Origin of the sequence: Propioniciclava sp. MC1595 (genome assembly GCF_017569205.1) — a bacterium.
Classification (GTDB): Bacteria; Actinomycetota; Actinomycetes; order Propionibacteriales; family Propionibacteriaceae; genus Propioniciclava.
In genome coordinates this window covers 1081007-1104919 of the sequence record NZ_CP071870.1, presented here as the reverse complement: position 1 = coordinate 1104919, position 23913 = coordinate 1081007, and the positions used below count along the sequence as shown (strand labels likewise).

Annotated in this window: 20 protein-coding genes; 5 read left to right on the top strand and 15 right to left on the bottom strand. The window is 70.2% G+C overall.

What is annotated here, in order from left to right:
* The first annotated feature begins 22 nt into the window (after positions 1 to 22).
* From J4N02_RS05220 to J4N02_RS05210, 3 genes are read left to right on the top strand one after another with little or no spacing between them, the layout of a single operon-like run.
* Positions 23 to 1027, top strand: coding sequence for a pyridoxal-phosphate dependent enzyme (locus tag J4N02_RS05220; RefSeq protein WP_208091137.1), 1005 nt, complete (start codon positions 23 to 25; stop codon positions 1025 to 1027).
* Positions 1024 to 2508, top strand: a complete 1485-nt coding sequence (locus tag J4N02_RS05215) for an FAD/NAD(P)-binding protein (protein ID WP_188332648.1) — start codon at positions 1024 to 1026, stop codon at positions 2506 to 2508. The genes J4N02_RS05220 and J4N02_RS05215 overlap by 4 nt, the downstream gene beginning before the upstream one ends.
* Entirely contained in the window at positions 2505 to 3896 is a 1392-nt protein-coding gene (locus J4N02_RS05210) for a Y4yA family PLP-dependent enzyme (protein ID WP_188332647.1), read from the top strand. Before J4N02_RS05215 ends, J4N02_RS05210 begins: the two co-directional genes overlap by 4 nt.
* Before the next feature lie 3 nt (positions 3897 to 3899).
* On the opposite strand, the gene moaA is transcribed toward J4N02_RS05210, so the two are convergent.
* The 13 genes from moaA to J4N02_RS05145 all read right to left on the bottom strand — a co-directional run bounded on the left by moaA (position 3900) and on the right by J4N02_RS05145 (position 18352).
* Positions 3900 to 4925, bottom strand: coding sequence for a GTP 3',8-cyclase MoaA (gene moaA / locus J4N02_RS05205; RefSeq protein ID WP_208091136.1), 1026 nt, complete (start codon positions 4923 to 4925; stop codon positions 3900 to 3902).
* Positions 4922 to 5389, bottom strand: coding sequence for a molybdenum cofactor biosynthesis protein MoaE (locus tag J4N02_RS05200; RefSeq protein WP_188332646.1), 468 nt, complete (start codon positions 5387 to 5389; stop codon positions 4922 to 4924). The genes moaA and J4N02_RS05200 overlap by 4 nt, the downstream gene beginning before the upstream one ends.
* Positions 5389 to 5862: a molybdenum cofactor biosynthesis protein B gene (locus tag J4N02_RS05195; RefSeq protein ID WP_188332645.1), complete on the bottom strand. Its 474-nt coding sequence runs from the start codon at positions 5860 to 5862 to the stop codon at positions 5389 to 5391. Before J4N02_RS05195 ends, J4N02_RS05200 begins: the two co-directional genes overlap by 1 nt.
* 20 nt (positions 5863 to 5882) lie before the next feature.
* A complete protein-coding gene (locus J4N02_RS05190; RefSeq protein WP_182814510.1) occupies positions 5883 to 6902 on the bottom strand; it encodes an ABC transporter ATP-binding protein in 1020 nt (339 codons plus the stop codon).
* Positions 6889 to 7887 (bottom strand): ABC transporter ATP-binding protein, encoded by a 999-nt coding sequence (locus tag J4N02_RS05185; protein WP_188332644.1) that lies wholly within the window; start codon positions 7885 to 7887, stop codon positions 6889 to 6891. Before J4N02_RS05185 ends, J4N02_RS05190 begins: the two co-directional genes overlap by 14 nt.
* Before the next feature lie 9 nt (positions 7888 to 7896).
* Entirely contained in the window at positions 7897 to 8850 is a 954-nt protein-coding gene (locus J4N02_RS05180) for an ABC transporter permease (protein WP_188332643.1), read from the bottom strand.
* A complete protein-coding gene (locus J4N02_RS05175; protein WP_182814507.1) occupies positions 8843 to 9772 on the bottom strand; it encodes an ABC transporter permease in 930 nt (309 codons plus the stop codon). The genes J4N02_RS05180 and J4N02_RS05175 overlap by 8 nt, the downstream gene beginning before the upstream one ends.
* Before the next feature lie 73 nt (positions 9773 to 9845).
* Complete coding sequence (locus J4N02_RS05170) at positions 9846 to 11552, bottom strand: ABC transporter substrate-binding protein (RefSeq protein ID WP_188332642.1); 1707 nt, start codon at positions 11550 to 11552, stop codon at positions 9846 to 9848.
* Between the two features lie 212 nt (positions 11553 to 11764).
* On the bottom strand, positions 11765 to 13498 hold the full coding sequence (locus tag J4N02_RS05165) for an ABC transporter family substrate-binding protein (protein ID WP_188332641.1): 1734 nt from the start codon (positions 13496 to 13498) through the stop codon (positions 11765 to 11767).
* Between the two features lie 211 nt (positions 13499 to 13709).
* Positions 13710 to 15842, bottom strand: coding sequence for an ABC transporter ATP-binding protein (locus J4N02_RS05160; RefSeq protein ID WP_188332640.1), 2133 nt, complete (start codon positions 15840 to 15842; stop codon positions 13710 to 13712).
* Positions 15839 to 16801, bottom strand: a complete 963-nt coding sequence (locus J4N02_RS05155) for an ABC transporter permease (RefSeq protein WP_188332639.1) — start codon at positions 16799 to 16801, stop codon at positions 15839 to 15841. The genes J4N02_RS05160 and J4N02_RS05155 overlap by 4 nt, the downstream gene beginning before the upstream one ends.
* A gap of 14 nt (positions 16802 to 16815) precedes the next feature.
* On the bottom strand, positions 16816 to 17802 hold the full coding sequence (locus J4N02_RS05150) for an ABC transporter permease (RefSeq protein ID WP_188332638.1): 987 nt from the start codon (positions 17800 to 17802) through the stop codon (positions 16816 to 16818).
* A gap of 127 nt (positions 17803 to 17929) precedes the next feature.
* On the bottom strand, positions 17930 to 18352 hold the full coding sequence (locus J4N02_RS05145) for an RDD family protein (protein ID WP_182814501.1): 423 nt from the start codon (positions 18350 to 18352) through the stop codon (positions 17930 to 17932).
* Between the two features lie 114 nt (positions 18353 to 18466).
* On the opposite strand from J4N02_RS05145, the gene glnA reads away from it, so the two are divergent.
* On the top strand, positions 18467 to 19897 hold the full coding sequence (glnA, locus tag J4N02_RS05140) for a type I glutamate--ammonia ligase (RefSeq protein WP_182814500.1): 1431 nt from the start codon (positions 18467 to 18469) through the stop codon (positions 19895 to 19897).
* Positions 19898 to 20046: 149 nt separating this feature from the next.
* Positions 20047 to 21537: a sodium/proline symporter PutP gene (putP, locus tag J4N02_RS05135; protein ID WP_188332637.1), complete on the top strand. Its 1491-nt coding sequence runs from the start codon at positions 20047 to 20049 to the stop codon at positions 21535 to 21537.
* Here putP and J4N02_RS05130 read toward each other — a convergent pair.
* Complete coding sequence (locus J4N02_RS05130) at positions 21527 to 22375, bottom strand: sulfurtransferase (RefSeq protein WP_188332636.1); 849 nt, start codon at positions 22373 to 22375, stop codon at positions 21527 to 21529. The genes putP and J4N02_RS05130 overlap by 11 nt on opposite strands.
* Before the next feature lie 32 nt (positions 22376 to 22407).
* A complete protein-coding gene (locus tag J4N02_RS05125) occupies positions 22408 to 23829 on the bottom strand; it encodes a sodium:alanine symporter family protein (protein ID WP_208091135.1) in 1422 nt (473 codons plus the stop codon).
* Positions 23830 to 23913: the final 84 nt, after the last annotated feature.

Genomic DNA, 23913 nt, shown 5'->3' with positions numbered 1-23913 from the left:
AGGGAGGAGTAGGCTCGCGTTCGTGGGCACCATCGGGCCGAAGGCACTCCTCGACACCATCGGGGGGACACCGCTGGTCGGCCTGACCCGGTTGCTGCCCGACTGCCCCGCGCGGCTGTTCGCCAAGCTCGAGTCCTTCAACCCCGGCGGCTCGGCCAAGGACCGCTCCGCCCAGGCGATCGTGGCCGAGGCGCTGGCGTCCGGTCGGATCGGGCGCGGGTCGACGCTGGTCGAGTCGAGCTCGGGCAACTTCGCGGTCGCGCTCGCCCGGCTGGCCCTCCTGCACGACATGAAGGCCGTGTGCGTCGTCGACCCGCGCACCAACCCGGCGACGCTGGCGATCGTGCGCGCGCTCGGCGCCGAGGTCGTCCCCGTCACCGAACCCGACCCCGACACCGGCGACTGGCTCGTGGCCCGCCTCACCCGGGTGCGCGAGCTGGTCGACGAGCGGCCCGACGCGGTGTGGCTCGACCAGTACTCCAACCGCGCCGCCGTCCGGGCGCACGCCGACGGCACCATGCGCGAGGTCGACCTCGCGCTCGGCGGGGACGTCGACTGGGTGTTCGTCGCCACCTCGACCACCGGCACGATCGCCGGCTGCCTGGCCCACGTGGAGCGTGCCGGGCTGGGCACCAGGGTCGTGGCCGTGGACGCCGCGGGCTCGGTCCTGTTCGGGGGCGAGCGCGGCACCCGCCTGCTCGCCGGCTACGGGGCCGGGATCGTGCCCGCGCTGGCCGAGGGGCTGACCCCGCACGCGGTCGCGCGCATCCCCGCCGACGAGGCCGTGGTCGGCACCCGCGCGCTGGCCCTGCGCGAGGGCGTCCTCGCCGGCGCCTCGGCCGGGGCCGTCGCGGCTGCGGTCGCGCGGTTTGCACCCCAGCTGTCGGGCAACGTCGTGCTGATCCTGCACGACGGCGGCCAGCCGTACGCGTCGACGGTGTTCGACGACGCGTGGGTCGAGGCCGAGGTCGGCGTGTCGCCCGACACGTTGGCCGCCCGCGTCGCCGCCTTCGGGGAGGGCGCGTGAGGGTCGCGGTGGTCGGCGCGGGGCCGAAGGGGCTCTACGCCGTCGAGGAACTGCTCGCCCGGGCACCCCGGGCGGTGGTCGACGTCTGGGACTCCCGCCCGCCCGGCACCGGCGCCGCCTACGCCACCGACCAGCCGGTCTGGCTGCGCCTCAACGTGACCTCGGCGATCGTCGACGGCTTCGATGCGTGGCGCCTTGCCCGTGGTGAGGCCGCTCCCCTCGACCCGTTCCCCCCGCGCGCGCTGCTGGGGGTGTACCTGGCCGAGCGCTGGGCGTCCCTCTTCGAGCGGCACGCGGGGCTCAGCCATGTCGCGCGCGCAGCCGGCACCGTCGAGGCGTCGGGAGCTGCGTGGGCGGTCGACGGGGCGGCCTACGACGAGGTCCTGCTCGCGACCGGGCACGCGACGGACTCCCCTGACGGACTGGCGGCCGGCTGGTCCGGACCGCAAGCGCTCGTGCCGTCGGTCTACCCCGTCAGCGGTCTGGACGCCGTGCCGGCCGGAGCGGTCGTGGCCAGCCGCGGGGCCGCCCTGACCTTCATCGACCTGGCCCTCGCCCTCACCGAGGGGCGCGGCGGGCGCTTCACCGGCGAGCCGTGGGCGCCCGGGTACATGGCGAGCGGGGACGAACCCGGGTCGCTGCGCCCGGTGGCCCGGCGGGGCCGGTTCATGGCCGTCAAGCCGCAGCCGGGGTCGGCGATCGCCTCCGCGGTCTCGGGGGCGGTGCGCGAGCGGGGGCTTGCGGCGATCCGGGCGGCGGGTGACGCCTCTGTCGCCTTGGCCGTCGTGCCCGCCACGGCGCGCAACCTGCTCGCCGGGCTCGGTCAGGACCCGGCGGGGGTCGAGGACGTCTTCGAGGGTGCCCCCACCCACGCCGACGCCGTGGACGCCCTCCGCGCGTCGCTCGCCGTCGCCACCGACCGGGCCCGCCCCGATGCCGGTTGGGCGGTCGGCGCCGCCTGGCGCGAGCTGTACCCCGCGCTGGTGGAGCGCTTCTCGCTCGGGGGCGGGCTCGCCTTCGAGCCCTTCGCCGAGGCGGCGTCCCGGCTGGAGGGGGTGGCCTTCGGCCCGCCGCCGGTCAACGCCGCCAAGCTGCTCGCGCTGGTCGAGGCGGGGGTCGTCGACGCCTCATCGCTGGCCACCGACACGATCGACGGTTCCGGGCACCACGGGCCGGTCGCCGTCGACGTCGTCGTGGACGCCGTGCTGCCCGGCCCCGGCGTGGTCACCGGCGCCGTGACGCTGCCCGGCCGCCTCGTCGAGGCGGGGTTGCTCGTACAGGCCCCCGGACGCCGGGGCGTCGCGCACACCGCCGACGCCACCTGCCTGTCCCCCGACGGGCACCCCCTGCCCGGGCTCGCCGTCGTCGGACGCCCCACCGAGGACGCGACGGTGGGCAACGACACCCTGTCCCGCAGCCTGCACCCCGCCCGGGACGCCTGGGCCCTCCGGGTCGCCGCCCGCTTCGAGGAGGAACGATGAACCACCACCCCGCCCGGGACCGGCTGCGCGCCGGCGTCCACGGCCGACCGCCGCTACCCGCCCGGCTCGAGCACTGGATGTTCGCCCTGCTCTCCGACCCCGACGCGTGCGAGGCCCTGCTGGCCGAGCACGGGTCGCCGGTCAACGTCATCGAACCCGGAAAGCTCCCCCGCAATGCCGCCGAACTCGTGGACGCCGGCGCCCGCCACGGCGTCGAGGTCGGCGTCTTCTTCGCGCGCAAGGCCAACAAGGCGCTCGCGCTGGTGCGCGCGGCGTCCGACGCGGGGCACGGGGTGGACGTGGCCAGCGAGTCCGAGCTGCGGCAGGTGCTGGACGCCGGCGTGCCCGGCGAGCGGGTCATCCTGAGCGCGGCCATCAAGCCCGACGCGCTGCTCGAGCTCGCGGTGCGCTCCGGCACGACGGTGTCGGTCGACGGCCCGGCCGAGCTGGAGCGGGTGGCCGCGGTCGCCAGCTCGGCGGAGGCTGTCGCCCGGGTGGCGCCGCGGGTCGCGCCCAGCCCGGCGACCGGGCTGCCGCCGACGCGCTTCGGGGTGCTCACGTCTGCGTGGGCGCAGGTCGACTGGGCCCGGGTGCCGGCGGTGCAGGTCGTGGGCGTCCACGCCCACCTGCACGGGTATGCGGCCGCCGACCGGGTGGCCGTGCTCGGCGAGTGCCTCCCGCTCGTGGACGCCCTCCGCGCGGCCGGGCACCCGGTCGGGTTCGTGGACCTGGGCGGCGGCGTCCCGATGAGCTACCTCGCCGACCGCGCAGTCTGGCACGGCTTCTGGGCCGCGATGACGTCCGGGAACCGCGACGAGGCGATCACGTGGAAGGATCACCCGCTCGGCACCGTCTACCCGTACTGGCAGGAGCCGGTCCGGGGCGGCTGGCTGGACGGGCTGCTCGCGCTGCCCTTGGCGGACGGGTCGGGCACGGCGGCGTCCGGGCTGGCCTCCCGGGGCTTGCGGCTGCACCTCGAACCGGGCCGCTCGCTGCTCGATGGCTGCGGGCTGACCCTCGCGCGCGTGGCGTTCACCAAGGAGCGCAGCGACGGGGTCGGGCTGGTCGGCCTGGAGATGAACCGGACGCAGTGCCGCTCGACCTCCGACGACTTCCTCGTCGACCCGGTGCTGGTGCGCCGGGGCGCGGCCGGTGACGCCTACGACGGGTTCCTCGTCGGCGCCTACTGCATCGAGGACGAGCTGATCCTGCGCCGGCGGATGTGGTTCCCCGAGGGGGTCGCTGCCGGCGACATCATCGCCCTGCCCAACACCGGCGGCTACCTGATGCACATCCTCGAGAGCGCCTCCCACCAGATCCCCTTGGCGCGCAACGTCGTCCCGGGCCCCGACGGCTGGGAGCTGGACGCCATCGACCGCCCGGCCTGAGCCTCAGCCGCCGATCGCGCTCATCGGGCGCCGGGGCTGCAGGAAGTCGGGGTCGTTGATCCCGTGCCCGGGCAGCTTGGCGGCGAGGTTCTCGTGGATCAGCGCGGTCAACTCCTCGTCCGAGGCCCCGGAGCGCAGGGGCGTGCGCAGGTCGGTCTCGCCGGTGGCGAACAGGCAGTTGCGCAGCTGGCCGTCGGCGGTCAGGCGCAGGCGGTCGCAGTTGCCGCAGAAGGGACGCGTGACCGAGGCGATGATCCCGACGGTGCCCAGCGGCTCCGCGTCGGGAGACCCCACGGGCCGCACCTCGAACCGTTCGGCGGGCGCGGCACCACGTCCGGGCAGCGCCCTCAGGTCGAAGGCCGACGCGAGCAGCGACTGGGTCTCGTCGGCGGTGACCATGCCCTCGCGGGTCCAGGTGTGGCCGGCGTCCAGGGGCATCTGCTCGATGAAGCGCAGCTCGGCGCCGATCCCGAGGGCGTGACGCAGCAGATCCACCGCCTCGTCGGTGTTGATCCCGCGCATGAGCACGGTGTTCAGCTTCAAGGGGCCCAGCCCGGCGGCCAGCGACGCCTCGATGCCCGCCAGGGTGTCCGCGAGCCGGTCCCGGCGCGCGAGCTGGACGAACCGGTCCGGCCGCAACGTGTCCAAGGAGACATTGACCCGCGCCAGACCCGCCTCGGCCAGCGCACCGGCCAGCTTGGCCAGCCCGATCCCGTTGGTGGTCATCGAGACCTCGGGACGCCCCGCCGGGCCGGACAACGCGGCCAGGCCGGCGACGATCTCGACGATGTCGCGGCGCAGCAGCGGCTCGCCGCCGGTGAGCCGGATCTCGGAGATCCCCGCACCCACGGCCACCTCGGCGATCGCCAGCAGCTCGGGCAGGGCCAGCAGGGTCGCCTTCGGCAGCCACGGGACGCCCTGCTCGGGCATGCAGTAGGTGCAGCGCAGGTTGCAGTGGTCGGTGAGCGAGATCCGCAGGTCGCGGTGCTCGCGCCCGTGGGGGTCGACCAGCAGCGGCAGACGCCTCACGGACGCTCCCCATCGGCGGACCCGGCGTCGAGCCCCAGCTGCGACCAGACCTTGCGCCCGGACGCCTCGGTCTGGTGCTTCCAGATCGGCAGCTCGGCCTTGATCACCTCGACCACCTCGGCGCACAGGGCGAACGCCTCGGCGCGGTGCGGGGTCGCGACGCAGCACACCAGCGCGAGCTCCCCCACCTCGAGGTGGCCGACCCGGTGCGACACGGCGACCGCCGCCACCCCGGAGGGGTCGCGCTCGGCGAGCACCCGCTCCACCATCCGCGCCAACAGCGCGTCGGCGTCGGGGTGGTGGCTGTAGTCGATGCCGGTGACCTCGCCCTCGGCCTCGGGGTCGTGGTCGCGGATCATGCCGGTGAACGTCACCAGCGCCCCGGCCCGCGCGCCCGACACCAGCGCGACGTGCGCGTCGGCGTCCAGCGGCCGGTCGGTCACCGCCGAGTGGAGCAACGGCATCAGTGGTCCCCTCCATCCAGTTGGTCGAGCACGTGGTCCACCAGCGGCAGCAGCACCTCGATGCCCTCGGTGACCGCACGCGGCGACCCGGGCAGGTTCACGACCAGCGCCGGGCCGGCCACGCCGGCCACCCCGCGCGACAGGTAGGCGTGCGGCTTCCCGGACGCCCCGCGCAAGAGTTCGGCGATGCCCGGCACCTCGCGGTCCAGGACGCGGCGCGTGCCCTCGGGCGTGCGGTCTCGGGGCCCCACCCCGGTGCCGCCCGACGTCACCACGAAGCGCGCCCCTGCGGCCACGGCCGCGCGCACGGCGTCGGCCACCGAGGCCTCGCCGTCGGGCACCAGACTGCTGGTCACCGCCCAGCCGGACGCCTCGAGCGCGGCCCGGGCAGCGGGCCCGGACGCGTCCGCGCGCAGGCCGGACGCGCACCGGTCGGAGACCGTCACGACGTGCGCTTCCCTGTCCGCAGGCATGTCGGCCAGCGTACCCCGGCTCACACCGTCAGGCGCTCGGCCGCGCTCTCCTCCGCGTAGTGGCACGCCGACTCGTGGCCGCCGTTGCCGTCGGGGCGCTCGACCAGCGCCGGCTCCTCGCGGGAGCACAGCTCGGTCGCCTTCCAGCAGCGGGTGTGGAACCGGCAGCCCGAGGGCGGGTTGGCCGGGCTGGGCACGTCGCCGGTCAGCACGATCTGCTGGCGCACCTCGCGCGCCCGCGGGTCGGGCACGGGCACCGCCGAGAGCAGCGCCCGCGTGTACGGGTGCGTGGGCGTCTCGTAGATCTCGTGCTCGGTGCCGACCTCGACGATCTTGCCCAGGTACATCACCGCGACGCGGTCGGAGATGTGGCGCACCACCGACAGGTCGTGGGCGATGAACACGTAGGCGAGGCCGAGCTCGTCCTGCAGCTTCTCGAGCAGGTTGACGACCTGGGCCTGCACCGACACGTCGAGCGCCGAGACGGGCTCGTCGCAGATCAGCACCTTGGGGTTGAGCGCGATGCCGCGGGCGATGCCGATGCGCTGCCGCTGACCGCCCGAGAACTGGTGCGGGTACCGGTTGATGTGCTCGGGGTTGAGGCCCACGAGGTCGAGCAGCTCCTGCACCCGGCGGCGACGGCCGCCCTTGGGCACGACGTCGGGGTGGATGTCGAAGGGCTCGGCCACGATGTCGCCGACCGTCTTGCGGGGGTTCAGCGATGTGTACGGGTCCTGGAACACGATCTGGATGTCACGGCGCATCTTGCGCATCGCGGCACCGCTCGTGGCGTGCATGTCGACGCCGTCGAGGAACACGCGACCGGCGGTCGGCTCCTCCAGGCGCATCAGCAGCCGGCCGAGGGTGGACTTCCCACAGCCGGACTCCCCCACCACGCCGAGGGTCTCGCCGCGGCGCAACTCCAGGGACACCCCGTCGACGGCCCGCACGTGGCCGGTCGTGCGCCGGATGACGCCGGTCTTGATCGGGTAGTGCTTGACGAGCTCCTCGGCCCGCAGCACGACGTCAGGCTCGGCCATCGGCGAGCACCTCCTTCGTGTGGTGGCAGGCCGCGAGCCGCCTGGGCAGCACCTCGACCAGCGCCGGCGGCTCCCCGCTCCGGCAGACGTCGGTGGCGTACACGCAGCGCGGGTTGAAGGGGCACCCCGGCGGGATGCGCATCAGGTTGGGCGGCAGGCCGCCGATCGCATACAGGGTCTGGCCGCGCTGGTCCAGGCGCGGGATCGAGTCCAGCAGCCCCTTGGTGTACGCATGGGCCGGGCGGCTGTACAGGTCGTGGACGCCGGCGCTCTCGACGATGCGGCCCGCGTACATGACCGAGATCCGGTCGGCGACGTCGGCGACCACGCCGAGGTCGTGGGTGATCAGGATCAGGCCCATGCCCGACTCGGCCTGCAGCTCCTTGAGCAGCTGCATGATCTGCGCCTGCACGGTGACGTCCAGGGCGGTGGTCGGCTCGTCGGCGATCAGCACGGCCGGGTCGAGGGCGATCGCCATCGCGATCATGATGCGCTGGCGCATGCCGCCCGAGAACTGGTGCGGGTAGGCCTTGACCCGCTCCTTGGCGGCGGGGATCTTGACCCGCTCCATCAGCCGCACGGCCTCGGCCTGCGCGTCGGAGCGGTTCATGCCCTTGTGGATGCGGAACATCTCGGCGATCTGCCAGCCCACCGGGAACACCGGGTTGAGCGAGCTCAGGGCGTCCTGGAAGATCATCGAGATCTGCGGGCCTCGGACGGCCTGGCGCTGCTTCTCGGGGAGCTTGAGGAGGTCCTGCCCGCGGAGGAACACCTCGCCCCCGGTGACGTAGCCGGGCGGGGTGTCGAGGATGCCCATGATCGCCTGCGCGGTCACCGACTTGCCCGACCCCGACTCGCCGAGGATCGCGAGCGTCTCGCGCTCGTCGAGGTGGAAGGACACGCCGTTGATGGCCTTGGCCACCCCGTCGCGGGTGCGGAACTCGACGCGTAGGTCGCGGACGTCGAGGAGGTGCTCGGAAGTCATACCAGCCTCTCAGCGCAGCTTCGGGTCGAGGGCGTCGCGGACGACCTCGCCGAGCATGATGAACGACAGCACGGTCAGGGACAGGAAGAGCGACGGGAACAGCAGCATGTGCGGCGTGTTCACGATGTAGCCCAGGCCCGAGGCCTGCGAGATCGCCTGGCCCCACGAGAAGGCCGGCGGCCGCAGCCCGATGCCGAGGAACGACAGCGTCGCCTCGAGCGCGATGTACTGGCCCAGGTTGATCGTGGCGACCACGATGATCGGGGCCAGCGCGTTCGGCAGGATGTGGCTGGTGATCACGCGCAGCGGGGAAGCCCCCAGCGCGCGGGCCGCCTGCACGTACTCGTTCGGTTTCACCTGCAGCACCGAGGAGCGCATGATGCGGGCCAGGCTGGGCCAGCCCAGCACGGCGATGGCCATCACGACCTTGCCCACCTGCAGCAGCAACGGCTGCTTGTCGGGCATGGGCAGCGAGTAGAGGATCACGATGCCGCCGAGCAGGATCGGGATCGCGAAGAAGATCTCGCCGATGCGGCTCAGCAGGGTGTCGACCCAGCCCCCGGCGTACGCCGAGATCGTGCCGATGATGATGCCCATGGTGGTGGTCGCCAGCGTCGCCAGTAAGCCCACGAGGATCGAGGCCCGCGCGCCGTGGATGGTGCGCGCGTAGACGTCACAGCCCTGGATGTCGGTGCCGAACAGGTGGGCCGCGCTCGGTGCCTGACGGGCGTTGGACAGGATGCAGTACTCCGGGTCGGCCCGCGTGAACAGGGTCGGGAACGCGGCCATGACCAGGAAGACCGAGATCAGGCCCACGCAGATCCAGAACAGCGGGTTGCGGCGCATGTCGCGCCAGGCGTCGGACCACAGCGAGGCGTGGCGCTCGTCGGCCTGGACGCCCACGGCGTCCGGCTGGCCGGCGCTGGCGACCTGGGTCGTCGGTTCGTTCGCGGCATCAGTCATGGGAGATCCTCGGATCCAGGACGCCGTACAGCACGTCGACGATCAGGTTCATCAGCAGGTACACCATCACCAGGATCGTCACGGCCCCCACGACGTTGGCGCCGTCGCGGGCGGTGATGCTCTGGAAGATGAAGCCGCCGATCCCGTTGATGTTGAAGATGCGCTCGGTCACGATCGCGCCGCCCATCAGCGACCCGAAGTCGAAGCCCAGGTAGGTGACGACGGGGATCAGGGAGTTGCGCAGCGCGTGGATGCCGATCGTGCGTTGACGGGTGAGGCCCTTGGCCTTGGCGGTGCGCACGTAGTCGGCGCGCAGGTTCTCGACCAGCGTCGTGCGCGTCAACCGCGCGATGTAGGCCACCGACAGCGACCCCAGCACGATGCCGGGCAGGATCAGCTGCTGCAGGGTGCCCGCGCTGGCGGTGACGGCGATGATGTCGGTCAGGCCGGTCTTGAGGATCGCGAACTGGCTCATCGCGCCGATCACGAACACGGGGATCGAGATGACCACCAGCGTGGAGACCGTGATCAGGTGGTCGATGAAGCGGCCCTTGCGCAGGGCGGCGATGATGCCGGCGGTGATGCCGATGACCGCGGTCCACGCGAGGGCGATGAGCGCCAGCTTCAGCGTGGTCGGGTAGCGGGCGATCAACTCGTCGATGACGTAGTTGCCCCGGAAGTTGCGCCCCAGGTCCCCCTGCAGGAGGCGGCCCATGTAGAGCGCGTAGCGCACGAGCAGCGGCTCGTTGAGGTTGTACTCCCGCTTGAACGCCTCGACGTAGGCGGGCGGGCACTCCCGGTCACCACACCGGCCTGCCCAGGGGTCACCGGGCAGCGCGTAGACCAGGAAGTAGAGGATGAACGTCGCCCCCAGGAACACGGGGATCATCTGGAGCAGGCGACGGATGATGTACTTGATCAAGTTTCGGGCCCTCGGTCATGACTGGGCGGGTGGGGTCACCCGCGGGTGACCCCACCGGCCGCAGCAGCGTCGGTTACTTGACGGTGATGCCGGCCACGTCAATGGCGCCGAAGGCGTTCAGCTTGACGTTGTCGACCTTGGTGGAGTAGCCGAACGGGGTGGCGGAGTACCACAGCGGCAGCGTCGGGTACGTCTCGTCGAGCATCGCCTCCGCCTCCTGGTACTTCGCGTTGGCCGCAGCAGCGTCCGTGGCCGCCGCAGCGTCCGTGAGGGCCTGCTGGAAGGCGGGGTTGTCGTACTTGCTGTCGTTGGAGGCAGCGCCCTTGCCGTAGATCGGGGTCAGGAAGTTCTCGATCGACGGGTAGTCCATCTGCCAACCACCGCGGACGATGCCCTTGAGCTCGCCGGCCTTGATCTGCGTGCGCAGGGTGGCGAAGTCGGGGGTCACGTTGACGGCGCAGTCGACACCGAGGGTGTTCTTCCAGCCGTTGCAGATCGCCTGGGCCCACAGCTCGTGGCCCGCGTCGGGGTTCACGGAGATGGTGAGCTGGCCCTGGTAGCCGCCGGACTCCTCGTAGAGGGTCTTGGCCTTGGCCTCGTCGAAGGTGCAGCCGTCGGTGCACTGGCCTTCCTTGTAGCCGTCGACGACCGGGGACACCCAACCGGTGGCCGGGGTGCGGCTGCCGTTGAAGATCTCCTTGGTGATGGTCTCGCGGTCGATGGCGGCACCGAGGGCGGCGCGCAGCTTGGCGTTGTCCTTGAACTGCTCGTCGGTCGGCATGAAGGTGATCCACTGGATGATGCCGGTCTCGGCCACCTGGGCGCGGTCGCCGAGGGCGGCCTTCCAGGCGTCACCCGCGAGCTGGTCGGGCGGGATGACGTCGACGACGTCGACGTTGTTCGCCAGCAGGTCGGCGTAGGAGGCCGAGGGGTCGGTGTACATGCGGAACGTCACCTTGTCGACGTTGCCCGCGTACTGACCGGAGTAGTCGGCGTTCTTCTCGAGGACGATCTCGGTGGCCGAGTTCGAGGCGACCTTGTAGGGGCCCGCACCGATCGGCTGCTTGCCGAAGGCGTCGGACTTCGGGTCGGCGAAGAAGGCGTCGGGCTGCGGAGCGAAGGCCGAGTAGCCCAGACGGACCGGCAGGTTGGAGACGGCCTCGGTGGTCTCGATGGTGAAGGTGCGGTCGTCCACGACCTTCAGGCCGGACAGCGTCTCTGCCTTGGGGGCGCCGTCGCCCTCACAGGGGTCGAGGTCGTTGCCCGCGGCGTCCTCGGACTCACCGGTGCACTGCAGGTCGGCGAAGCCGGCGATCGGCTCGTTGAAGTAGCCACCCTGCTGGCCGTTGGGGCCGAACGCGGTGTAGTTCCAGGCGTCGACGAAGTTCTTGGCCAGCACGTCGGTGCCGTCGGAGAACTTGTAGCCCTCCTTGAGCTTGACGGTGAAGAGCTTGTTGTCAGTCGTCTCGATGGACTCGGCGATGTCCATCTCGGGCGCCGCGGTGTCCACGTTGTAGTGGACGAGCTTGGAGGTCACGGCATCCAGGATGTTGCCGCCACACACCTCGGAGGTGTTGCCCGCGATGAGCGGGTTCTCCGGGGTGCAGCCACGGATGACGATCTCGCCGCCGGAACCGGCGGGGGCCGGGGCGGCGGTGCCGGACGGGGCGGCGGCGCCGCCGGCCGAGGTGGTCGGTGCAGGGGTCGAGCTGCAGGCCGTCGCCAGCAGCGCGAGCGCTGCGACGCCGGCGAGCCCGGCTGCACGCTTCGTGATGCGCATCTAAGAATCCTCCTGAGTGGGGAACGACGGGCGTGCTCGCCAGCCGCACGCGCGGGAGTTTATCCTCAATCGGCATGCCCGTTGACGATTGGCACCGTAACGAAAGAGTGAAGGTTTCGGGGTCGGGAATGTGATAAGTCAAATCAACCAAGAAATGGCGGGTGGGCCGGTTCCCGAAGGAACCGGCCCACCCGGTGTGATCAGTCAACCAGTCAGGACTGGAAGCCCACATTCACCCAGTTGGGCGAACCGAGGCCGAACGCGCCGTAGTTGGCGAGCTTGCCGTTGGTCGCGACCAGCTCGGGACGCTGGTACAGCGGCAGGGTGTGGACCGACTCCCAGATGAGCTTGGCAGCCTGCTGGCCCATCTCGTTGCGCTTGGCCACGTCGGGCTCGACCGCGATCTGCGGGATGAGCTCGTTCAGCTCCGGGTTGGAGAGGCGGGCGAAGTTCGAGCCCCAGTTGTCGGGCGAGCCACCGTAGATCTGGTCGATGCCACGCAGCGGGTACGGGGTACCGATCCAGGAGAACGCGGTGATGTCGAAGTTGCCGGGCTCGAGCAGTTTGCCACCGGTGAAGTCGGCGACCGGGGTGGCGACGATCTCGAGGTTGACGCCGATCTCCTTGAGCATGTTCTGCGCCTGGAGGGCCTCGTTCTCGGACGCCTTGACGCCGGTCAGGGCGGCGAACTTGACGTTGAGCTTGGCGCCGTCCTTCTCGCGGATGCCGTCAGCACCCTCGGTCCAGCCGGCCTCGTCGAGCAGCTTCTTGGCGCCCTCGACGTTGTAGTCGATGCCGGTCTCCTTGCCCAGGTCCACGTACTCGGGCTGGCTGGGCAGGAAGATGTTGTTGTTCAGCGGCTTCGGCTCCCAGTCGACACCCGCGAGGTCGGACTTCGCGATGACCTCACGGTCGAGGCCCATGACGATCGCCCGGCGGACCTTGACGTCCTTCAGGTTCTCGGCCTCGCTGTTGAAGGTGAAGTGGCGGAAGTTCGGGCCGGCGGCCTTGCGCATGACCGTGTTCGGCGTGGCCGAGGCGCGGGCGTAGCCGTCCGGGTCCGGGCCGACGTCGAGGAAGTCGATCTCTTGGTTCGCGAACGCCGAGGCAACGGCGTCGTCGGCGATGGCCTTGAAGGTCACCTTGTCGAGCAGCGGGGCCTCGCCCCACCACTTGTCGTTCGGGACCAGCGTGAGCAGGTCGGCGGTGAGCGACTCGACCTTGTAGGGGCCGGAGAGCCACTCGTTCTTCAGGGTGGTCCAGCCGGTGTTGAACGTGTTGGCGTCGGCCACGGCCTCGGCGCGCATCGGGCCGCCGGAGATGATGGCGGTCCAGTCGGGGTACGTCTTGGTGAACGTGAACTTCACCTCGTAGTCGTTGGCGCCCTTCTCGACCGACTTCAGGTCCTTCCAGCCCTCGGTGGAGGCGGCCTCGAAGGCCGGGTCCTTGCCGTTGAGGGCGTTGACGGTGGCGATCCAGTCGTCGGCGGTGATCGGGTCACCGTCGCCCCAGACGGCCTTCTCGTTCATCTTGATCGTGATGACCTGGGACTCGCCGTCCATCTCGTCGGTGTAGCTGGTCAGGAAGTTCTCGTTCTGAACCGGCTTGCCGCCCGAGTCGAAGGTGAAGTACGTCGGCGCCATCGGCGCCTGCATCTGCGTGTTGTCGAACTGGTTGCCGTTGACGTGGGCGCCGTTCCAGTTCGTCATCATCTCGGTGACAGACAGGCGAAGCGTGCCGCCCTGGGCGAGCGACTCACGCGGCTGCTCGTTGATGTCCCAGCCCGAGCTGGTGGCGGCCGGGGTGCTGGCACCGCCGGTGGGGGCGGCGCTGCTGCCACCGGGGGCGGCGGAACCGCTCGGCGTGGCAGCGGGGCCACCGCAGGCGCTCAGGACGAGCGCCGCAGCTCCCAGCATGGCCGGAGCGAAGATCTTGATGGGCTTCACGTGTCCTCCGATCGTGAATGGTGGGGAAATTCCCCGAGGCTGTTGCCGGTACGCCCGTCCGGATGGACCCGTCGCGCGCACGTTGGGGAACAGAGTACGAAGCCAGATGGGTGTTTTCCAGCTTCGTACCCAACTCGTTACCGTCTGCGACCGTAAGCGTCATCCACATAACGATGAGTGGAAACTTAAGGGTTCCCGACGGCGTGGGACGTCACATGACCGAGACGACCTCGCTGTAGTGACAGGCGTCCGCGTGGTCCTCGCCGGGCACCTTGCCGATCAGCTCCGGCGGCTCCTCGATGCATTTGCGCTGCTCGCCCTCCGACAGGAGGGGGAACTTCTGGCAGCGCGTGCGGAACTTGCAGCCCGAGGGCGGGTCGGCCGGGCTGGGCAGGTCGCCGGTGAGCAGGATCCGCTTGCGGGAGCGCTCGGTCTTCGGGTCGGGGATCGGGATCGCCGACAGCAGCGCCTGGGTGTACGGGTGCCGGGGGCGCTCGTACACCTCGTCCACGTCGCCGATCTCGACGATCTTGCCGAGGTACATGACCGCGACCCGGTCGGCGATGTGGCGGATGACCGCGAGGTCGTGGGCCACGAAGACGTACGAGAGGCCGAGCTGGCCCTGCAGGTCCTCGAGCAGGTTGATGACGCCGGCCTGGATGGACACGTCGAGGGCCGAGACCGGCTCGTCGAGCACGATCAGGCGGGGCGACAGGGCGAGCGCGCGGGCGATGCCGATGCGCTGGCGCTGGCCACCGGAGAAGTGCTGCGGGTAGCGGTCGGCGTGGCCCTCCTCGAGCCCGACCAGCTTGAGCAGCTCCATGACCCGCTTCTCGATCTCGTCCTTGCTGAAGCCGTGGACGCCCAGCGGCTCGGCGATGATGTCGAAGATCGGCATGCGGGGGTCGAGGGACGCCATCGGGTCCTGGAACACGACCTGCAGGTCGCGCCGCATCGTGAACTTCTCCTTGCGGTCCAGCTTCGAGGTGTCCTTGCCGAACACCTCGATCGAGCCGCCGGTCGGCGCGGCGAGGTTCAGCACCTCGAGCAGGGTCGTGGACTTGCCACAGCCCGACTCCCCCACCAGGCCGAGCGTCTCCCCCTCGCGGACGTCCAGGTCGATCCCGTCGACCGCGAACACCGTGCCCACGCGGCGCCGGTAGATCGCGCCCTTCATGAGCGGGTAGTGCTTCTTCATGTCGTTGAGCTCGAGGACCGTCTCACGCTCCTCGCGCGGCACCTCCGCCAGCTGCGACCGGGTGAGGTCGGGCACCGGGAAGATGTCGGCGTACGTCATGCCCTGCGAGACGACCTCGTCGACCCGCACGCACGCGGCCGCGTGGCCGCTGTCGACGCGCTCGAGGTCGGGCTCGGCGGTGCGGCAGGCCTCGATGGCCAGCGGGCAGCGCGGCGCGAACGGGCAGCCGGGCGGCAGGTTGACCACCGAGGGCGGGTTGCCCTCGAGGGTGGCCAGCGCCTCCTGGTTGCCCTGGTCGAGGCGGGGCACCGACCCCAGCAGGCCGATCGTGTACGGCATGGCCGGGCGGTAGAAGATGTCGTCCACGGTGCCCTGCTCGACCGGGCGCCCGGCGTACATGACCGTGACCCGGTCGCTCATCCCCGCCACGACGCCGAGGTCGTGGGTGATCATGATGATCGCGGCGCCGGTCTCCTGCTGCGCCTTCTTGAGCACCTCGAGCACCTGCGCCTGGATCGTCACGTCCAGAGCGGTGGTGGGCTCGTCGGCGATGATGACGTCGGGGTCGTTGGCGATCGCCATCGCGATCATCGCGCGCTGGCGCATGCCGCCGGAGAACTCGAACGGGAACGACTTGACCCGCTGCTCGGGGTTCGGGATGCCCACCAGGTCGAGCAGCTCGATGGCGCGCTGCCAGGCGGCCTCCTTCGAGGTGCCCTTGTTGTGGATCTGGATCGCCTCGACGATCTGGTCACCGATCGTGTAGACCGGCGTGAGCGCCGACAGCGGGTCCTGGAAGACCATCGACAGGGCCTGGCCACGGGTGCGGGACATCTCCTCGTCGGAGCGGCCCAGCAGCTCGTCGCCGTGCAGCTTGATGGATCCCTCGACCCGGGCGCCCTTGGCGAGCAGGCCCATGATGGCCAGCGAGGTGACCGACTTGCCGGAACCCGACTCGCCGACGATGGCCATGGTCTCGCCCGCACGCAGGTCGAAGCTGAGCCCGCGGACGGCCCGGACGGGACCCGCCTCGCTGGGGAACGTGACGTGCAGGTCCTTGACCTCGAGGACGACGTCACCGGCGGCGGTGCGCCGCTTGCGCGCCGGCGCAGCGGTGGTCGCGGGGTTGGTCGAAGCGGTGCTCATGCGCGGCCTCCCGAGCCGGACGTGGGGTCGAGGGCGTCGCGCAGGCCGTCGCCGACCGCGTTGACGCTCATGACCAGGATGACGAGGACGGTGGCCGGGCCCAGGAAGACCCACGGATAGGTGGTCGCCATGCGGGCGCCCTCACCGATCAGCGTGCCCAGCGAGGTGTCGGGGGCCTGGACGCCGAAGCCGAAGTACGACAGGCCGGTCTCGGCCAGGATCGCGTAGCCGACGCCCAGCGTGGCGTCGATGATCAGCAGCGAGCTGACGTTGGGGATGATGTGCCGGATGATGATCTTCCACGCCGGCAGGCCCATGAACTTCGCGGCCTGGATGTACTCGCGCTCCTTCACCGAGAGGGTGAGCGAGCGGACGACGCGGGAGCTCAGCGGCCAGCCGAAGATGGCCAGCAGCACCACGAGCAGCAGCCACGCGTTCGGGCCCTGGGGTCCGCCGGTGGTGATGACGGCGATCAGCAGGAACGACGGGATGACCAGCATGAGGTCGACGATCCAGAGGATGGCCTTCTCGGTGAAGCCGCCGACGTAGGCCGCGGTCGCACCGACCAGGGCCGCGATCGAGGTGGCGATGAGCGCGACCATGAAGCCGATGATGAGCGACTTGCTCATGCCGCGCAGCGTGAGGGCGAGCACGTCGCGCCCGGCCTGCGTGGTGCCCAGGATGTGGTTGCTGTCGGGGCCCTTGAGGAAGGCGTCGTAGTCGATGTCGTCGAACTTCCAGTAGAAGAGCTCGGGACCGATCGCGGCGATGATCGCCAGGGTGATGATCACGATGGCACCGACGACGGCGGTCTTGTTGCGCAGGAAGCGGCGGAACGTGAGCTGGCCCCGGCTGAGGCGCTTGCGCGCACCGGGCGTGGTCGGCTGCTCGACCTCGGCGGGGGCCGGTGGGGTCTCGGCCGGGCCGACGCCCTGGGGGCCTGCAGAGTGCTGGGTCATGGAAAGGTTCTCCCTCAGCTCAGCCGCACGCGCGGGTCGAGGATGGCGACGAAGATGTCGGACAGCACCGCACCCACGAGCACGCAGACGCCGGCGAACGCCGTCACGGCGACCACGCCGTTGATGTCCTGGCCCTGGATGGTGTCGATGCCGTAGGCACCCATGCCGCGGAAGCCGAAGATCTTCTCGGTGTAGGTCGCGCCCACGAACATGGTCGCGACCGTGAACGCCACGTAGGTGGCGGTCGGGATCAGGGCGGTGCGCAGGGCGTGCTTCATGACCGCCTTGTTCTCGCGCAGGCCCTTGGCCCGGGCCGTGCGGACGAAGTCAGAGCCGAGGGCGTCCAGCATCAGGTTGCGCTGGATGCGGCTCATCGACGCCAGTCCGAGCAACATCAGCACCACCGTGGGTAGCAGGAGGTGTTGCAGCCGGTCCGCCAGAACGGGCCACCACCCCTCCCCATGGATGGCACCGGTCTCCCCGATGAATTCGAAGAACTGGTAGCCCAGGCGGCGGTTGGCCTCCGTGGCCAGGATCTGCGCGACGTGGCCGATGACGAAGGCCGGGGTCGAGACGACCAGCAGGGTCAGCACCGTGATCACCCGGTCGGAGATCTTGTACTGGCGGGTGGCCGCCCACGCCCCGATGGCGACGCCCAGCACCAGGCCGAGCATGGTGCCGATGAGCAGGAGTCGGAGGCTGACCCAGATGCGGGCGCCGATCTCGTCGTTCACCACGGCGCCCATGGGAGACTGGCCCCAGTCCCACTTGGTGAGGACATTGGTCAGCCACGTCCAGTAGCGCTCCCACAGCGGGACGTTCTCGCTGAGGTTGCGGGACAGCAGCATCGACTCGATCGAGCGCGGGTCCAACGGCGGGTTGCGCATCAGGAACAGCGAGCGCGGGTTCAACTGGGTCGCGGCCAGGACATAGGTCAACGACACCGCCACGAACAGCAGGACGATGTAGTTGGCGAGTCGCCGCAGGACATAGCCGATCATTCAGTTCCCTCGGGTCAGATTTCGGCCCACTATAGGGGCACGGTTTCCGGCGACCCACCGTACACGGGTGACGCGCCGCCGACGAGGCCTTTCATTCACACTTGTCAGGCGAACATTGAAAAAGTGATCAGCGCCGGTTGACCACGACAGTGCCCAGGAGCAGGTCGTTGATGCCACGGCGGTCCGGACCGATCACGACGGCGGGCAGCACGAGGCACACCAGGGCCGAGCGGACGATCGAGCGCCACACGTCGATGGGGGTCCCGTCCACACGGGTCACCCCGATCTTCGAGATGAGCTGCCCGAAGCTGCCGCCGACCAACGCGGTCAGCACGGCCTTCTGCACGAAGTAGACCGCGAGCACCATCCAGGCCTTCCAGCCGCTCTCGGTGAGGACGCCCCCACCGAAGGCACCCAGCGCCACGACCATGCTGGCCCCCCAGTCCAGCACCAGCGCACCCAGGCGGCTGCCCCAGCCGGCCAGCGACCCGGGCCCCTTCTTGGGCAGGCCCAGGGACTCGCCGGGGTACGGAACGGTCTCGGTCGTCACGCGGTCACCCTAACGCCCAACGTGTAACACCCCCGAAACACGGACGACACCACCCAGTGATGCGCGCGGCCTACGGTTCACTCCGTCAGACCACCCAGTGCTTTCGGAGGACCCATGTTCCAAGACGCCGACGAACTCCTCGCCTTCATCGAGGAGAACGACGTCGAGACCGTCGACGTCCGCTTCTGCGACCTGCCCGGCGTGATGCAGCACTTCACCATCCCGGCGAAGTTCCTCACCCACGACGTCATCGAGGACGGCCTGTCCTTCGACGGCAGCTCGATCCGCGGCTTCCAGAAGATCCACGAGTCGGACATGGCCCTGCTCCCCGACGTGACCTCGGCCTACCTCGACCCGTTCCGCAAGAGCAAGACGCTGAACATGAACTGGTTCGTCCACGACCCGATCACCAAGGAGGCCTACAGCCGCGACCCGCGCAACATCGCCCGCAAGGCCGAGGAGTACCTGCGCTCCACCGGCATCGGCGACACCGCCTTCATGGGCCCCGAGGCCGAGTTCTACGTGTTCGACTCGGTCCGCTTCGAGACCAAGGCCAACGCGGGCTACTACTTCATCGAGTCCGAGGCCGGGGCCTGGTCGTCCGGCTCCGAGACCGATGCGAGCGGCGCCCTCAACCGCGGCTACAAGGTCAAGTACAAGGGCGGGTACTTCCCGGTGGCCCCCGTCGACCACTTCGGTGACCTGCGCGACGACATGGTCCGCCACCTGCAGTCGGTCGGCCTTACCATCGAGCGCGCCCACCACGAGGTCGGCACCGCCGGCCAGGGCGAGATCGCGACGAAGTTCGACACGCTGCTGCGCGCGGCCGACAACATCATGAAGTACAAGTACGTCATCAAGAACACGGCCTGGGAGGCGGGCAAGACCGCCACCTTCATGCCCAAGCCGATCTTCGGTGACAACGGTTCGGGCATGCACGTCCACCAGTCGGTCTGGAAGGACGGCCAGCCGCTGTTCGCCGACGAGGCCGGCTACGCGGGCCTGTCCGACCTGGCCCGCTGGTACATCGGCGGCATCCTGCACCACGCCCCGTCGCTGCTGGCGTTCACCAACCCGACCGCCAACAGCTACCACCGTCTGGTGCCGGGCTTCGAGGCGCCGGTCAACCTGGTCTACAGCCAGCGCAACCGCTCCGCCTGCATCCGTATCCCGCTGACCGGCCCCTCCCCCAAGGCCAAGCGCATGGAGTTCCGCTGCCCCGACCCCTCGGCCAACCCGTACCTCGCGTTCGCCGCGATGCTGCTGGCCGGCCTGGACGGGATCCAGAACAAGATCGAGCCGCCGGAGCCGATCGACAAGGACCTCTACGAGCTGCCCCCGGACGAGCACGCCGAGATCGCGCAGGTCCCCGGTTCGCTCGGCGAGGCGCTGGACGCCCTCGAGGCCGACCACGACTACCTCCTCGCGGGTGACGTGTTCACCTCCGACCTCATCGAGACCTGGATCGAGATGAAGCGCGAGGACATCGACGCGATCCGCCTCCGCCCGCACCCGCACGAGTTCGAGCTCTACTTCGACCTCTGACCCACCTGCCGCAGCAGCGGTGACAATCGACGCCCCCGGGACACCTCCCGGGGGCGTCGAGTGTCAGCGCTGCCGGCTCTGGACGCCCCCAGCCGACCCCTGACGGCCCGTAGTAGGTTCCCCCGTGAGTTCCACGACGAGGAGAAACCATGGACGAGCAGGTCTGGCAGATCATCTCGATGACGGTCTACCTGGTGGCGATGGTCGCGATCGGGTTCCACGCCAACAAGCGCACCCAGAACCTCGACGACTACATGCTCGGCGGCCGGGGACTCTCACCGTTCGTGTCGGCCCTGTCGGCCGGGGCGTCCGACATGTCGGGTTGGCTCCTGATGGGCCTGCCCGGCGCGCTGTACGTGAGCGGCTTGGTCGAGTCCTGGATCGCCATCGGCCTGACCGTGGGCGCCTGGCTCAACTGGAAGTTCGTCGCGCCCCGCCTGCGCGCCTACACCGAGATCTCGCAGAACGCGATCACGATCCCGTCGTTCTTCGGCAACCGGCTCAAGGACGACTCCAACATCCTGCGCATCGTGTCGGGCGCGATCATCCTGGTCTTCTTCACCCTGTACGTCAGCTCGGGCATGGTCGCCGGCGGCACCTTCTTCGAGGCCAGCTTCGGCGTCAACTACTACGTCGGCATGCTCGGCATCGCCGCGGTCACCGTGCTCTACACGCTGGTCGGCGGGTTCCTGGCCGTCTCCTGGACCGATGTGGTCCAGGGCCTGATGATGGTCGTGGCGCTGGTGCTGCTGCCCGTCGTCGGCATCATCGCGCTGGGTGGGCCGGGCGAGCTCTTCGCCCAGATCCGCGAGGTCGACCCGCTGCTGCTCACCTGGTTCGAGGGCGGGACGCCCATCGGCGTCATCTCCGCCCTCGCCTGGGGCCTGGGCTATGTCGGCATGCCGCACATCCTCGTCCGGTTCATGGCCCTGACGTCCGCCCACGAGGCCACGACCGCGCGGCGGATCGGCATCGGCTGGATGATCGTCTCGGCCCTGGGCGCGACCTTCACCGCGTTCGTGGGCATCGCGATGTTCAAGCAGGACGAGACGGCCCTGGCCAACCCCGAGGGCGTCTTCATCGCGCTGGGCCAACTGCTGTTCCACCCGCTCATCGCGGGGTTCCTGCTCGCTGCGATCCTGGCCGCGATCATGTCGACGGTGTCCTCCCAGCTGCTCGTCACGAGCTCGGCGCTGGTCGAGGACATCTACCACGCGATCACGCCGCTGAAGCTGGCCGCCCGGCGCGGCGTCCTGTTCGGTCGCCTCGCCGTGCTGGTCGTCGCGGTCATCGCGGCGGCACTCGCCTGGCAGCGCAACGACACGATCCTCGGCCTCGTCGCGTTCGCGTGGGCCGGCTTCGGCGCGGGCTTCGGGCCGACCGTCCTGCTCGCCCTCTACTGGCGCAAGCTCACCACCGCGGGCGCGGCGGCGGGCATGATCGTCGGCGCGGTGACCGTGTTCGTGTGGAAGCTCGTGCTCAACCCGCTGGGAGGCATCTTCGAGCTGTACGAGATCCTGCCGGCGTTCCTGCTCAACCTGGTCGTCGCCGTCGTGGTCTCGCTGGCCACCTACCGGCCCAACCCCGTGATCGAGGAGGAGTTCGACGCGGCGGTCGCCGGCGTCAGCGTCAGCCGCTGATCCGGCCGGTGGGATCGATGGAGGGCTTGCTGCCCGGCTGCGGCCCGGTCTCGGCGGGGCGTTCGGTGTTCGACCACTGCGACCACGAGCCCGGGTAGAGGCGGCCCCGCCCCAGCCCGGCGTGCTCCATGGCGATGAGGTCGTGGCACGCCGTGACCCCCGAGCCGCAGGAGACGACCACGCCCGCGGCGTCCGTGATGCCGTGGGCGGCGTACCGCTCGCGCAGTTCCTCCGGCGACCGGAACCGGCCGTCGGCCAGGTTCCCTGCGAACGGGATGTTGATCGCCCCGGGGATGTGCCCGGCGCGCGGGTCGAGCGGCTCCACCTCCCCGCGGTAGCGCTCGGGGGCGCGCGCGTCGGCGACCACGGGCGCGGTGGCCGCGTCGTCGATGGTGGCCAGCGCCTCCGGCGGCCAGGGGCGCGGGCTGAAGTGGGCCGCCTCGCGCGTGACCAGGCCCTCCTCGAGCGCCGATCCGCCATGGGCGAGCCCGCCGTCGAGCAGCGCGGCGTCCACGCCGAGCAAGCGCAGCAGCCAGACCAAGCGTCCGGCGAAGGCCCCGCCCGCGTCGTCGTAGGCGACGACGACCGAGGCGTCCCCGATCCCGAGCGCCGACATGCCGTCGGCGAAGGCCTGCGGTTCGGGCAGCGGGTGCCGCCCGGTCTCGGGGGAGGACGGCCCGGCCAGCACGGCGTCCATGTCGACGAAGACGGCGCCGGGCAGGTGCCCGGCGGAGTACCCCTCGACGTCGGGGCCACCGGTCGGGGTGTACCGCACGTCGACCAGGACGGCGCCGGGGTGTTCGGACAGGAAAGTGGCGGGCACGACCGGTGGGATCATGCCCGCCACTGTAGCGACGGTGGGGTGCTGGATCAGCCGCGTCGCGGCAGTCCGGCGAGCCCGTCGATGCCGTGCAGCGTGGACACCGCCGGCTCGTTCTGCAGGGTCGGGTCGACGGCCAGGTAGGCCTTCGTCTCGCGGGCGATCAGGCCCGAGCAGATCAGCAGGCCGATCAGGTTCGGCAGGGCCATGAGGCCGTTGGCGATGTCGGAGAACGTCCAGACGAGCTCCAGCTCGCTGATGCTGCCCACGAATACGACCACGCTGAACAGGAGGCGGTAGGGCAGGACGCCCTTGATGCCGACCAGGCGCTCGACGTTGCGCTCGCCGTAGTAGGCCCAGCCCAGGATCGTCGAGTAGGCGAAGAACACCACCGAGATGGCCACGATCACGCCACCGGTGGTGCCGGGCAGGCCGATCGAGAAGCCCTCGGCCGTGAGCGCCGCGCCCTTCTTGTCGGTCATCCACGCACCGGTGGAGATGATCACCAGCGCGGTCATCGACACCACGATGATCGTGTCGATGAAGGTCTGGGTCATCGACACCAGGCCCTGGCGCACCGGGTGCTTGGTCTTGGCCGCCGCGGCGACGATGGCCGCCGAGCCCATGCCCGACTCGTTGGAGAAGACACCGCGCGCGATGCCGTACTGGATCGCCTGGGCCACGACCGAGCCCACGAAGCCGCCCGCGGCGGCGGTGCCGGTGAACGCGTCGGAGAAGATCAGCCCGAACGCGCCGGGCAGCGCCTGCCAGTTGAGCCCGAGGACGACGAGGGCGCCGACGACGTAGATGACGATCATCACCGGGACGAAGCCGGCGGTGACGCGGCCGATCGCCTTGATGCCACCCAGGAGCACGGCGCCGGTCAGCACCGAGACGAAGATCGCGGTGACGATCGGGTCGACCGCGAACGTCTCCTGCAGCGTGTGCGCCACGGTGTTGGCCTGGGTCATGTTGCCGATGCCGAACGAGGCGATGACGGCGGCGACGGCGAAGAACAGGGCCAGGAACTTGCCGAACCCGCCGCCGATCGCCTTCTCCAAGTAGTACTGCGGGCCGCCGGAGACCTCCCCCTTGGCGTCGAGCGTGCGGAAGCGCACCCCCATGAACGCCTCGGAGTACTTGGCGGCCATGCCGAAGATGGCCGAGACCCACATCCAGAACACCGCACCGGGGCCACCGAGGGTGATGGCCGTGGCCACACCCGCGATGTTGCCGACACCGACGGTGGCGGCCAGCGCCGTGGTCAGAGCCTGGTAGTGGCTGACGTCACCGTCCTCCTCCAGTCCGTCGTGGCGGTTGATGAAGGCCAGGCGCAGGGCCGGCACGAGCTTGGTGAACTGCAGGCCGCCGAGGCGGACCGTCAGCCAGATGCCGGTTCCGAGCAGCAGGGGCAGGAGCACGAACGGCCCCCAGACGATGTTGGCGATGTCGCCGAGCACTTGCTCCAGCACGATGTTCCTCACGACGGTTGGACGGGCGCTACATGAGACCATCCCGAAAACCGTCGTGGCAAGCACCCGGCCGACCATTCCACA

Bases quoted from the DNA above. Each gene is read 5' to 3' on its own strand.
- J4N02_RS05150 (WP_188332638.1), bottom strand. From the start codon at position 17,802: ATGATCGGCTATGTCCTGCGGCGACTCGCCAACTACATCGTCCTGCTG.
- J4N02_RS05180 (WP_188332643.1), bottom strand. From the start codon at position 8,850: ATGACTGATGCCGCGAACGAACCGACGACCCAGGTCGCCAGCGCCGGC.
- J4N02_RS05185 (WP_188332644.1), bottom strand. From the start codon at position 7,887: ATGACTTCCGAGCACCTCCTCGACGTCCGCGACCTACGCGTCGAGTTC.
- J4N02_RS05130 (WP_188332636.1), bottom strand. From the start codon at position 22,375: ATGATCCCACCGGTCGTGCCCGCCACTTTCCTGTCCGAACACCCCGGC.
- J4N02_RS05170 (WP_188332642.1), bottom strand. From the start codon at position 11,552: ATGCGCATCACGAAGCGTGCAGCCGGGCTCGCCGGCGTCGCAGCGCTC.
- J4N02_RS05190 (WP_182814510.1), bottom strand. From the start codon at position 6,902: ATGGCCGAGCCTGACGTCGTGCTGCGGGCCGAGGAGCTCGTCAAGCAC.
- J4N02_RS05195 (WP_188332645.1), bottom strand. From the start codon at position 5,862: ATGCCTGCGGACAGGGAAGCGCACGTCGTGACGGTCTCCGACCGGTGC.
- J4N02_RS05200 (WP_188332646.1), bottom strand. From the start codon at position 5,389: ATGCCGTTGCTCCACTCGGCGGTGACCGACCGGCCGCTGGACGCCGAC.
- J4N02_RS05160 (WP_188332640.1), bottom strand. From the start codon at position 15,842: ATGAGCACCGCTTCGACCAACCCCGCGACCACCGCTGCGCCGGCGCGC.
- glnA (WP_182814500.1), top strand. From the start codon at position 18,467: ATGTTCCAAGACGCCGACGAACTCCTCGCCTTCATCGAGGAGAACGAC.
- J4N02_RS05210 (WP_188332647.1), top strand. From the start codon at position 2,505: ATGAACCACCACCCCGCCCGGGACCGGCTGCGCGCCGGCGTCCACGGC.
- J4N02_RS05155 (WP_188332639.1), bottom strand. From the start codon at position 16,801: ATGACCCAGCACTCTGCAGGCCCCCAGGGCGTCGGCCCGGCCGAGACC.
- putP (WP_188332637.1), top strand. From the start codon at position 20,047: ATGGACGAGCAGGTCTGGCAGATCATCTCGATGACGGTCTACCTGGTG.